At 64.2% G+C, this 12,622-nt stretch carries 8 protein-coding genes; 6 read left to right on the forward strand and 2 right to left on the reverse strand.

Going from position 1 to position 12,622, the window contains the following annotated elements; translation table 11 throughout:
- Positions 1–272 precede the first annotated feature (272 nt).
- The 4 genes from AABA86_RS10490 (at position 273) to AABA86_RS10505 (ending at position 6,625) form a co-directional block, all read left to right on the forward strand.
- Positions 273–482 (forward strand): hypothetical protein, encoded by a 210-nt coding sequence (locus tag AABA86_RS10490; protein ID WP_338306735.1) that lies wholly within the window; start codon positions 273–275, stop codon positions 480–482.
- Between the two features lie 119 nt (positions 483–601).
- On the forward strand, positions 602–1,066 hold the full coding sequence (locus tag AABA86_RS10495) for a helix-turn-helix domain-containing protein (RefSeq protein ID WP_338306736.1): 465 nt from the start codon (positions 602–604) through the stop codon (positions 1,064–1,066).
- 1,485 nt (positions 1,067–2,551) lie between these two features.
- A complete protein-coding gene (locus AABA86_RS10500) occupies positions 2,552–5,974 on the forward strand; it encodes an autotransporter outer membrane beta-barrel domain-containing protein (RefSeq protein WP_338306653.1) in 3,423 nt (1,140 codons plus the stop codon).
- Between the two features lie 315 nt (positions 5,975–6,289).
- Positions 6,290–6,625 (forward strand): addiction module antidote protein, encoded by a 336-nt coding sequence (locus AABA86_RS10505; RefSeq protein WP_338306654.1) that lies wholly within the window; start codon positions 6,290–6,292, stop codon positions 6,623–6,625.
- A 174-nt stretch (positions 6,626–6,799) separates the two neighbouring features.
- Here the strand turns inward: AABA86_RS10505 and AABA86_RS10510 are convergent, their stop codons facing one another.
- Positions 6,800–7,597, reverse strand: a complete 798-nt coding sequence (locus tag AABA86_RS10510) for an enoyl-CoA hydratase/isomerase family protein (RefSeq protein WP_338306655.1) — start codon at positions 7,595–7,597, stop codon at positions 6,800–6,802.
- Between the two features lie 61 nt (positions 7,598–7,658).
- Positions 7,659–8,858, reverse strand: coding sequence for a pyridoxal-phosphate-dependent aminotransferase family protein (locus AABA86_RS10515; protein WP_338306656.1), 1,200 nt, complete (start codon positions 8,856–8,858; stop codon positions 7,659–7,661).
- Between the two features lie 223 nt (positions 8,859–9,081).
- Here AABA86_RS10515 and AABA86_RS10520 point away from each other — a divergent pair, with 223 nt between their 5' ends.
- Positions 9,082–12,093 (forward strand): FAD-binding and (Fe-S)-binding domain-containing protein, encoded by a 3,012-nt coding sequence (locus tag AABA86_RS10520; protein ID WP_338306657.1) that lies wholly within the window; start codon positions 9,082–9,084, stop codon positions 12,091–12,093.
- On the forward strand, positions 12,086–12,514 hold the full coding sequence (locus AABA86_RS10525; RefSeq protein ID WP_166468672.1) for a GlcG/HbpS family heme-binding protein: 429 nt from the start codon (positions 12,086–12,088) through the stop codon (positions 12,512–12,514). Before AABA86_RS10520 ends, AABA86_RS10525 begins: the two co-directional genes overlap by 8 nt.
- Positions 12,515–12,622 lie beyond the last annotated feature (108 nt).

Genomic DNA, 12,622 nt, shown 5'->3' on the forward strand with positions numbered 1-12,622 from the left:
CTTCTGCGCACGACCCAAGGCGGACATCGCGTCGCGGAGGGCGCCTCGGTGACAATGGTTGCCCCGCTCGGTCAATAGGAACAGATCGCGCTAAGCTAATATGGGTTCCCACTGGATTGTTGTTTCGTGCGTTCGATAAAGGGACATCCACGATGGCCCTCCTGCCGAGCCCTGGGAATAGACTCTTGGCAGCATTGCCATCTGGAGATTTCGACTTGCTCGCGCCTCACCTTCAACGGATGTCATTTGGGCTCGACACCGTATTGGTGCGAATGGAAGAACAGTTCGAACATGTCTATTTTCCAGTTGGTGGAGTTGTAGCGTTCCTGGTCGAGATGTCGGATGGGCACACGGTGGCCTCCACGCTGATGGGCTCGGAAGGAGCGGTTGGCGCTCTCTCGGTGCTCAGTTCGTCACGATCGCCTGTGACGGCTACAGCCTATGTAGCCGGCAGTGCGTTGCGGATACCTCCTCAAAATTGAAGTATGCTTTTGAGCAAAGCGCCGCGGTTAAACACGTCCTGCGACTTCACCTCGGCACACAGCTCTTGCAGCTCCAGAACGTGGCTGCCGGCAACGCAGTGCATCCGGTCGAATGCCGGATGGCACGGTGGTTGCTCGAACTGCACGATCGGGTTACGGGCGACGTAATTCAGCTGACGCAGGAGGCGCTTGCACAGCTTTTGGCGGTGCGACGAACCACGGTGACATTAACAATGAACAAGCTTCGCGGAGCTGGCTGCATCAAACCCGATCGTCGCGGACTGCTGAACCTCGAGCGAGCTCAACTGGAGGGTATTGCTTGCGAGTGCTATGGTGTCATGCGAAGCCGAATTGATCGCATGTGCAGTCAGGAGCTATCATGCGAAGCGGATGGAAAACGGGAAGTTCCAATTTGGCAGAGTGAAGCAGAAGGGCGGGCGGCTACAGCGTGGCACGGAGAAGAAGCTCGCGAAGAGCGTCCCGCAGGTCAGCTGTGGAGGGTAGACGAGACATGGCCGAGGCGCGGCCTAACCGACGTGATTGACCCAAAGCCGACTTTGCGTTGGAGGTCTCGGCAGCTATGATGTCAACCGGTGAAGATAACATATGACACAGCAACGAGGGTCTGTCGTCGATGAGGTTAATGTGTGTGGTTCTGTTGCTTGCCTTGATGCAGTCCGCAGGTGCGCAGCAGCAAAGCTCGAAGATGACTTTGCGTTGCCAAGGAACGAGCAGGTTAGCGGTTACATCCGGAGCAGAGTTGGCGTTCGCGCCCGTCACCAATCTCAGCATCATTGTGAGCGGGGACGATCAAACGGTGTCGTTCCTCGATAACGTCGTACCGATCACGAAGGTCACCCCCCTTGCTAGTCGGATTCAGCAGTCAGTACGCGAATGGGAGGCCGAACGTTTCCGGCCGAATTGATCGGCTTACCAAGAGCGTCGAAATCGATTGGATTCACGAGAACGTCGGCGATAACACCCATTGGGAGCTTACGTGTCGTCCCGCCGGTCCCTTTTCTGATTGGCCCCAACCCCAACTTTGATCGCCTACGGGCGGGATGATGCTCCAACGCGGCGTAAATGGCCATTGGCCAAGTCGCCTGTTGGCCCTTCTCGGAAGTCCGACAACGTCCGTTTTCGCGCCGCTGTTGGAGGACAAGCGGACATCGTGCGCCTACTCTTAGCAGCAGATTTTATGTACGCACCCTAGGACAGGACTTGTTAGCGCCGGGCCATAGCCTGATCGGGCGAGCTGGAAGAGCGAGGTAGTTGGTGGTAAATTTGTCGTAGCGCGTCGCTATCCGATGATGTTGCTCGATCCTGTTGAAGAACCGCTCAGTTGGATTGCCACCGCTATAAGGACTACGCATGAGCTTCCTTCAAGGCGTCCTTGTTGTTTTAATGCTGGCCGGCGCTGGTACAGCCGTGTTCGCCAAGGGTGCGTCGCAGGATCCAAAACCTAAATCGCAATGCCTCGTGAATGCTTCCGAACTACCGTCGGGAGCACCAAAGGTCATGTGTCCAACCCGCAGCTCACCGGGAGGCTTTTGCGCCTGTCCAAGATTCACTAAGGACGGCGAGGCAGACGGACACTTTGTTGGGACGGCAAGATAGCCAACCGCCCCCTCGACAACCGGTATATGTACGCCTGCGCGACGTGCAAAGGCCGGCATTATTGAGATCGCTTAGGCGGCGGCTGTCGGAGGCGCGTCGGGACTGGACAAGGAGGCGCAATGCAGCGGTCTCTTGAAGGACGCCGGCTACTTGCCCTTCCAGTTCGGCGTACGCTTGTTGAGGAAGGCGTCCATGCCCTCGCGCGGTGACGTGCGGCGGACACCACGCACCTGTCTCTGGTCACCTGCGCGGGGAACGAACGTCCGAATATGTTGCCCCGCGGCCACGATGGCTGGAAATGCAGGTCGGGATAGACAGAAACGGGCGCAAATGGATATCCGTTCATTGCAGGCCGTTGCAGCGCCATGAGATCATGGCGTGGGCGCCGGTCCCCGGATACGCGCCTCGGTTGCATGTTTGCGGTGATTTCTTTGCTGATTTGAGACGATCGGATGGCTGGACCGACAATGGCAGGTGGGAGGGTCGGATACGGGCTGCGATCCGTCCTGCGCCACTCGCTGGCGACACTCCTCGCCACCACGGCGCTCGGCGTCGTCGCCGCGCATGCCGTGGACGGCACATGGACCGGCGGCTCGACCGACTGGACGGATCCGACCAACTGGACCTCCAACCCGAGCGTGCCCGACGGCACCGCAACCTTCACCAACACCGGAAGCGCGGCGGTCGACAACAACAACGGTGTCGTCAGCATCGGCACGATCCAGTTCGCGGGCACCTCGCAGGCCTACACGTTCACGATCGGCAACCCGTTCATCGTCAACGCCACGGGCATCGTCAACAACGATACGGTGAACATCCAGACCTTCCAGGTCACCTCCGGCAACAATCTGGTGTTCCAGAACAGCAGCACCGCCAACGGCGGCGCAGGGGCCGTGACCATCACGAACGATGTCGGCGGCAACGTCAACTTCATCCAGAACAGCACGGCGGGAACGGCAAGTCTCATCAACAGCGGCTTGGTCACGTTCGCAGCGTCCAGTTCTGCGGGGAGCGCCCAGATAACCACCAATAACGGCGGGAGCACGAAATTCGCCGGGAGCAGCAGCGGCGGCAGCGCCAAGTTCATCACCAATGCCGGCGGCACGGTCGACATCTCAGGCCTGACCAGTGGCGGAACGACGGCCGGCTCGATCGAAGGCGCTGGCAATTACGTTCTCGGCGGCAACACGCTCACCACCGGCAGCCTCAACACCTCGACCCAGGTCGACGGCGTGATTTCCGGCGGCGGCGGGCTGACCAAGGTCGGAACCGGCACGCTGACGCTGGCCGGCACCAACACCTATACCGGTGCGACGACGATCGCGGCCGGAACGCTGGCGATCTCCGGCTTCGGCAGCATCTCGTCATCCAGTGTCGTCACGGTGGATGCGACGTTCGACATCTCCGGCGCAGCGGTGCCGTTCAACGTCATCACGGCGCTTGCCGGCAGCTCGTCCGGTGTCGTCAACATGGGCGGCAACGGGTTGGTGATGACCAATGCCTCGACCGAATTCGCGGGCGTGATCCAGGGCACCGGTGGGCTCGAGGTTTTCGGTGGAACCCAGACGCTCTCCGGCGTCAACACCTATTCGAACGCCACGCAGATCGATGCCGGCGCCACGTTGGCGCTGAAGGGAGCCGGCTCGATCGCGGACTCGGCCTTCGTCTCGTTCAGCGCAGCGAACGCCACGCTCGACATCTCCCAGACGACCTCCGGCACGTCGGTCCGCGGCCTCGGCTCGCCCGCCGGCAGCGGCATCGTCGCGCTGGGCTCCAGGACCCTCACGATCACGTCCGGCAGCACCTTCGGCGGCGTGATCCAGGACGACGGCATCGGCGGTGGCACGGGCGGCAGCGTCGTGATCGCCAACGGTGCCACTCAGTCGCTCTCCGGCACGAACACCTATACCGGCGCAACGACGATTGCCGCCGGCGGCGAACTGGATCTGGCATCGTCGGGCGGCAGCATCGCAGCCTCCAGCGGCGTCGTCGCCAACGGCGTCTTCGACATCTCGAACCTGACCAACGGCGGCACTTCGATCACATCGCTGACGGGCTCCGGCAACGTCCATCTCGGCAACAACACGCTGACGATCACGGCCGGCAACGGCACTTTCTCCGGCGTGATCGACGACACCGGCTTTCCCGGCGGACTCACGATCACGGGTGGCAGGCAGACTCTCACCGGCGCGAACACTTATGTCGGGAACACCAATGTCAACGGCGGCACGCTCGTCGTGGACGGAGTGCTGTTCGCGAGCGCGGCCTTCGTCAATGCCGGCGGCACACTCGCCGGCACCGGCACGCTCTCTGGCATCGACGTGAACGGCGGCACGCTCGCCCCGGGCAACGCGGCAAACCCGTACGGCACGCTCAGCGTCAGCGGAAACGTCACCTTCACCGCCGCCTCGACCTATCTGGTCCAGGTCTCCTCGGCCAGTGCCAGCCTGACCCAGGCCAACGGCACGGGCGACCTCGGGGGCGCGACGGTGCGCGCGAATTTCGGCACCGGCACGCTGAAGAAGCAGTACGCGATCTTCTACGCGGCGGGCGGCCTCGTCGGCACCACCTTTAATCCGACCGTCGTCTCCAACATGCCGACGGTCAACGCGACGCTGAGCTACGACGCCCTGACGGCGTACCTTAACATCGGCCTCAATTTCACACCGGCGGGCGGCCTCAACGTCAACCAGCAGAACGTCGCGAACACGCTGACCAACTTCTTCAACACCACCGGCGGCATTCCCGCGGCCTTCGCCGCGCTGACGCCGGCGGGACTGACCACCGCCTCGGGCGAGCTCGGCACCGGCATCATCCAGTCGGCGATCAATGCCGACGGCCAGTTCCTGAACCTGATGCTGGACCCGACCGTCGTGGGACGCTCGGGCGGCTTCGCCAAGGCGGGCAGCGTCGCCCAGTTTGCCGAGAGCGATAACGCAGCCTCTTATGCGTCGATGCGGCCGGCCACTGCGCGCGAACGCGAGGCTTATGCGATGGCGACCAAGGCGCCGCTATTTTCCTCGCAGCCAAGCAGCCGCTGGAGCGTCTGGACCGCGGGCTATGGCGGTTCGGCGGAGGTCGGCGGCAATGCGACGGTCGGCTCGCAGGATCTGACGGCGCGGGTCTGGGGCGGCGCGGCCGGCGCGGACTACCGGCTCTCGGTGGACACGCTGGTCGGCTTTGCGCTCGGCGGCGGCGGGCTGAACTACTCGCTCGCCAATGCGATGGGCTCGGGCTCGGCCGATTTGTTCCAGGCCGGCGTCTATGGCCGGCACAATTTCGGACCGGCTTACGTCTCGGCTGCGCTCGCCTATGGCTGGCGCGACGTCACCACCAACCGCACCGTGGCGCCGGGCGGCTTCGACCAGCTCCAGGGCCGCTTCAAGGCCGACACCTTCTCGGCCCGCTTCGAGGGCGGCTATCGCTTCACGACGCCGCTGATCGGCATCACGCCCTACGCTGCGGCACAGGTGACGAACTTCAACCTGCCGAACTATTCGGAAGTCAGCCTCAATGGCGGCGGGCTGTTCGCGCTGAACTACGCTTCGCAATCGCTGACCGATACCCGCTCCGAGCTCGGCCTGCGCACCGACAAATCCTACGCGATGCAGAACGGCGTGCTGACGCTGCGCGGCCGCGCCGCCTGGGCGCACGACTACAATCCGGGCCGCGCCGTCACCGCGCTGTTCCAGACCTTGCCGGGCACCAGCTTCCTCGTGAACGGCGCCAGGGTCGATGCCGACTCCGCGCTCGTCAGCGCCAGCGCCGATATGAAATGGCTGAGCGGCTTCTCGATCGCCGGCACATTCGACGGCGAGTTCTCCGGCAACGTCACCAGCTATTCCGGCAAGGGCGTGTTCAAGTACAGCTGGTGAGGTGACGAAGCTGTTCCAGACGGAACTATACTCTTGGCGGCCTTGACTATATCCTATAGGATACTTATGTTTGAGGTTCAGAAGACTGACGAATTCGATCAATGGTTGGCCGAGATCAGCGAGCGATCGCGAAGATCGCTCCGCATTGAGCGGCTCGCCATGGGTAATGCAGGCGACGTTAAAGCCGTAGGCGCGTGAGTTGGTGAACTGCGCATCGACTATGGGCCGGGTTACCGCGTGTATTACAAGCAAGCAACAGGATCGTGTTGATCCTCTGCGGCGGAGACAGGTCGACCCAGGATCAGGACATCAGACATGCCAAAGCGATCGCAGCCGAGCTCTAAGCAAAGCGCGAAGATAAGAGTAACCAAGTTTGATGCAGCCGACTATCTGAAGACACCGACGGCGATCGCGGCTTATCTCACTGAAGCCTTCGAGACAAATGACCACGCTTACATTTGTAACGCGCTCGACACCGCTGCTCGCGCGAAGGGAATGGGGGATATCTCGAAAGCGACCGGCCTCTCTCGTGAGAGCCTCTACAAGACGTTCAAAGAGACCGCGAAACCTGAATTCGAGACGGTCCGCAAGGTAATGAACTCGCTCGGCGTCAAATTGGTGGCCGAGCCCATCGACGATCAGGCGGCTTGATCGCGCCGTCCTACTTCCCGCCTGCCATTGGGCCGAGACGCCCAAGATCACCCTGACGCGGCCGGCGAGCGTATCGCCAATTGCAATTGCGCGGGGCCACTGACGGTTGATTGGTCAGCCATCGCTTCCGCCGGTTGCCGCACCCAGCATGGCGCAGCCGGCCAAGGACGCGGGCTACTTGCCCTTCCAGTTCGGCGTGCGCTTGTTGAGGAAGGCGTCCATGCCTTCGCGGAAATCTTCGCTCATATAGGCTTTCAGGATCAGGTCCTCGCCCTCTTCGCGCGACAGCGTGCGGCGGATGCGGCGCACCGCTTCCTTGGTCGCCTCCAGCGTGAGCGGCGCGTGGCTGGCGACGAGCCTTGCGGTCTCGTCGGCGCGGCGTTGCAGCGTCTCGACGTCGGGCACGATCTCGTTGAGGAGGCCGAGCGCAAGGGCCTCCGGCGCCTCGACGAGGCGCGCCTTGAAAATCAGATCCTTGGTGCGGGCAGGTCCGACCAGCGCCACGACGCGGCTGATGTTCGACATCGACAGGCAGTTGCCGAGCGTGCGCGCGATCGGAAAGCCCATCCGCGTGGTCTCGGTGCCGATGCGGAGGTCGCAGCAGGCCGCGATGCCGGCGCCGCCGCCGGTGCAGGCGCCGGCGATCGCCGCGATCACGGGCACGCGGCACTGCTCGAGCGTGCCGAGCACGCGGTCGATGCGGGCCTCGTAGTCGAGCGCGTCCTGCGCGGTCTTGAACGCACGGAACTGGGAAATGTCGGTGCCGGAGGCGAACGCCTTGTCGCCGGCGCCGGTCAGGATCAGCGCCTTGATGGAGCGGTCGGCGTTGATCTCCTGGCAGATCTCCGCCATGCGATCATACATGGCGAAGGTCATTGCGTTGCGCGCCTGCGGGCGGTTGAAGGTGATCCGCGCGATGCCGTCCTGGACGGAGTAGAGCAGGTCTTCGTTTGTCGTCGTCGGTGCGTTCATCGCGCGTCTCTTCTTCTCTAGGTCGGTTCAGGCCGGCTGAGCCGCCAGGCTAGCTGAGCCTCTAAGCTACCTGGGCCTTGGTCATCGGCACCGCGTCGCGTCCCTTCAGGACGTCCATGGCCGCCAGGACGCCGCCGCTCCGGTGCGGGATCTTTGCAAGATCGAGGCCCATCTCGACGCCGGCGAGCGTGCCCATCAGCATCAGATCGTTGAAATGGCCGATGTGGCCGATGCGGAAGACCTTGCCCTTGACCTTGTTCAGGCCGGTGCCGAGCGACATGTCGAAGTTTTCCAGCACAACCTTGCGGAAGGCGTCGGCGTCGTGTCCGTCCGGCACGCGCACGCCGGTCAGCGCCGGCGAATGCGCAGCCGGGTCGGCGCACTGCGTCTCCAGGCCCCAGACCTTGATCGCGGCACGCGTCGCGGCGCTGTGGCGCTTGTGGCGGGTCCAGACGTTCTCCAGCCCCTCCTCCTCCAGCATCTTCACAGCTTCACGCAGGCCGTAGAGCAGATTGGTGGCGGGGGTGTAGGGGAAGGTGCCGAGCTTGTTGAAGTTGATGACTTCCTGCCAGTCCCAATAGGAGCGCATGCCGGGGTTGGCCTTGGCGACGGCCAGCGCCTTCTCCGAGACGGCGTTGAAGCCGAGGCCGGGCGGCAGCATCAGGCCCTTCTGCGAGCCCGCGACCGAAACGTCGATGCCCCAGGCGTCATGCTCATATTCCATCGAGCCGAGGCCGGAGATGGTGTCGACCATCAGCAGCGCCGGATGCTTGACGCGGTCGAGCAGCTTGCGCACCTCCAGCGGCGGCGTCACGCAGCCGGTCGAGGTCTCGTTGTGCACGACGCAGACGGCCTTGATCGCGTGCTGCTTGTCGGCGACGAGGCGCTTCTCGATCTCGGCGAGGTCGGCGCCGTGGCGCCAGTCGCTCGGGATGAAGTCGACGTCGAACTTGAACTTGTCGGCGATGCCGCGCCACAGCACGGCGAACTGGCCGGTCTCGCACATCAGGAGCTTGTCGCCGGGCGCGAACACGTTGACCATCGCCGCTTCCCAGGCGCCGGTGCCGGACGAGGGGAAGATGATCACGGGCTGCTTGGTGCGGAACACCCGCTGCATCGAGGCGAGAACCGCAAAACCGAGCTCGGCGAACTCCGGACCGCGATGGTCCAGGGTCGGCATGTCCATCGCCCGCAGCACCCGGTCGGGCACGTTGGTCGGTCCTGGAATCTGTAAGAAATGCCTTCCAGTGTGCACGGTCATCGGCGTCCTTCCCGGTCTTTGAGGCTGTCTTGGCTCTTGAGGCTGTCTTGGCTCTAACGTCGGTTGGCCCGAATTGAGAGCTCCGGCGAGCCGCTCGCATATCACTATTCGCCGGGCTTGTCCCTCGCCCGGCGAGGTCCGCCAATGCACAAGAAGCAGGGCTCGCTTGCCAAGGGCCGTGACGGGAGGCAAGACGGTGCCGGCGAACAGGCGAAAGCGGACCATGGCGGCGGAAGTGGCTGGAAAATCACCGGAATCGGCTGAAAAGGGCGGCCTGGCGGCACGCCTGGCCCGGGAAATCAAAGGTGACGTCCTATTCGACCGCTTCAGCCGTGGCCGCTACGCCACCGACGCCTCGTTCTACCAGATCATGCCGGCCGGCGTGGTGGTGCCCCGGACCATGGACGAGGCCTTGCTGGCGCTGGCGATTGCCCGTGACGAGGGGCGCAAGGTCACCCCGCGCGGCGGCGGCACCTCGCAATGCGGCCAGACCGTCAATGACGGGATCGTGGTCGATCTGTCGAAACACCTGAACCGCATCCTCTCGCTCGACGTCGAAGGCCGCACCTGTGTGGTCGAGCCCGGCATCGTGCTCGACGATCTCAACCGCCAGCTCAAAAAGCATGGCCTCTGGTTCCCGGTCGACGTCTCCACGGCCTCGCGCGCCACCATCGGCGGCATGGCTGGCAACAATTCCTGCGGCGGACGCTCACTCCGCTACGGCACCATGCGCGACAACACGCTGTCGATGGAGGCCGCGCTCGCCGACGGCACGCTCGGCCGTTACGGCGAGGTCTCGCGCGATCTCTCAGATCTCAATGCGAGCGACAGCGCACGCGCCCTGTTCCGCGACATGCTCGATCTCGGCGCTCGCGAGGCCGACGAGATCGCGGCAAGGTTTCCAAAAGTGCAGCGCCGCGTCGGCGGCTACAATCTCGATGCGCTGGTGCCGCGCAATGCGCGCAACAACATGGCGCACCTCCTGGTCGGCTCCGAGGGCACGCTGGCCTTCACCACCAAGGTCGAGCTGAAGCTCTGGCCGGTGATCCGCAACAAGGCGCTGGGTGTCTGCCATTTCGGCAGCTTCTACGAGGCGATGGATGCGGCCCAGCACCTCGTCAAGCTGAAGCCAATCGCGGTCGAGCTGGTCGACCGCACCATGCTCGCGCTCGGCCGCGACATCGCGATGTTCGCTCCCGTCATCTCCGCCGCGATCAAGGGCGATCCGGATGCGGTGCTGGTGGTCGAATTCGCCGAGGAGGACCAAGCGGATAATCTGTTGCGTCTCAAGCAGCTCTCCGAGCTGATGAGCGATCTCGGCTTCGGCTGGAACAACGACAGGCGCAAATGGGGCGGCGTGGTCGAGATCACCGAGCCCGCGCTGCAGAGCGGCATCGCGGATTTCCGCGCTGCCGGCCTCAACGTCATGATGTCGATGAAGCAGGAGGGCAAGCCGGTCTCTTTCGTCGAGGATTGCGCCGTGCCGCTGCCGCACCTCGCCGACTACACCGCACGGCTGAACGAGGTGTTCGCCAAACACGGCACCAGCGGCACGATGTACGCACACGCCTCCGAGGGCTGCCTGCACGTGCGCCCCGTGCTGAATCTGAAGCTGGAGAAGGACGTCAAGGCGATGCGCGCCATCGCCGAAGAGGCCTTCGCGCTGGTGCGCGAATACAAGGGCTCGCATTCCGGCGAACATGGCGACGGCCTGGTGCGCTCCGAATTCCACGAGACCATGTTCGGCGAACGTCTCGTCGCCGACTTCAGGGAGGTGAAGCAGCGCTTCGATCCCGACGGCACGCTCAATCCCGGCAAGATCGTCGATGCGCCCAGAATGGACGACCGCTCGCTGTTCCGCTTCAAGCCCGACTATCGCGTCGGCGAGTTGAAGACGAAGCTCGACTGGTCGGCCTATCCCGGCGCCGGCGGCGGCTTCCAGGGCGCGGTCGAGATGTGCAACAACAACGGCGCCTGCCGCAAGCTCGAGGGCGGCGTGATGTGCCCGTCCTATCGCGCCACGCGCAACGAGAAGGACGTCACGCGCGGCCGCGCCAACAGCTTGCGGCTCGCGATCTCCGGCCAGCTCGGCCCCGACGCACTGTCCTCCGACGAGATGATGGAGACGCTGAAACTTTGCGTCTCCTGCAAGGCCTGCCGCCATGAATGCCCGACCGGCGTCGACATGGCCAAGATGAAGATCGAGGTGCTCGCCGCGCGCGCCGCTTCCCACGGCCTGACGCTGCGCGACCGCCTGGTCGGCTATCTCCCGCGCTATGCCGGCCTCGCCTCGCGGCTGGCGCCGCTGGCCAATTTACGCAACCGCAGCCCGCTGCTCCGAAAGCTGTTCGAGCGCTTCGCCGGCATCAGCGCACGCCGCGCCCTGCCCGCTTTCCGCAGCGACGTGTTTGCGCCGGCGACCGAAGTGGTTGGGCCGGTTGATGGCCGCGAGGTCGTGCTGTTCGCCGACACCTTCAATCGCATCTATGAGCGCGAGAACCTCCATGCCGCCCTGCGCGTTCTGGTGGCCGGCGGTTATCGCGTGCATCTGCCGAAGGCACTGAGCGGCAGCCGCCCGCTGTGCTGCGGGCGCACCTTCCTGTCCGCCGGCCTCGTCGATGAAGCCAGGGTCGAGCTCGATCGTCTCGTGGCCGCGTTTGCGCCCTTTGCCGCGCGCGGCGTGCCGATCGTCGGTCTCGAGCCGAGCTGCCTGTTGACGCTGCGCGACGAGCTCGCCTCGCTGCGCAAGGACGATGACGCCAAGGCCATCAGCGCCCATGCTCTCACCTTCGAGGAATTTCTGGTGCGCGAGGCCGAGGCCGGCCGGCTGCAACTGCCGCTCGGCACCATCGCTGACAAGGCCGTCGTGCACGGCCATTGCCATCAAAAATCCTTCGGCGCCTTCAAGCCGGTCGAGCAGGTGCTGCGGCTCGTCCCGGGCCTCGCGGTCGAGACCATCGAATCGAGCTGCTGCGGCATGGCCGGCGCGTTCGGTTATGGCGCGGACACCTATGATGCCTCGATCGAGATGGCCGAGCTGTCGCTGCTGCCCGCCGTACGGCGTGCAGACCCGACGACAACGCTCATCGTTGCCGACGGCACCTCCTGCCGCCATCAGATCCATGACGGCACAAAGCGCGAAGCGCTTCACGTCGCGCGCGTGCTGGCGATGAGCCTCGATCGTACCGAAACCAATTCCACCTCAACTGCTGCAAAGGAACCCAGCCATGGCTGACCTCACGCTCGACACCGCCCGCAAAATCCTCGACGCCGCCTTCGCGAAGGCTGGCGAACTCAAGCTCAAGCCGCTGGTCGTCACCATCCTCGACGCGCGCGGCGTGCTCAAGCTCGCCGCGGCGCAGGACGGCACCAGCCTGATGCGCGGCGAGATCGCGCACGGCAAGGCCTATGGCGCGCTCGCCATGGGCATGGGCTCGCGCGCCCTGTTCCAGCGCGCCCAGGAGCAGGCCTATTTCATCGACGCCGTGAACACCATCGCCAAGGGTGCGCTGGTGCCGGTCCCCGGCGGCGTCTTGATCATGGACGGCGCGACACTGCTCGGCGCCGTCGGTGTCTCCGGCGACACCTCCGACAATGACGAGGCCTGCGCGGTGGCCGGCATCCAGGCCGCGGGGCTGAAGGCCAATGCGGGGTAAGGTCTCGTAGGGTGGGTTAGCCCTGTGGGCGCGCAAAGCGCGGCCGCAGGGCGTAACCCACCTCTTCTGCCTCCGCGGAAACAGACTTGGTGGATTACGCTGACGCTA

The sequence above is a fragment of the Bradyrhizobium sp. TM233 genome, assembly GCF_036247965.1.
GTDB lineage: Bacteria > Pseudomonadota > Alphaproteobacteria > Rhizobiales > Xanthobacteraceae > Bradyrhizobium > Bradyrhizobium ottawaense.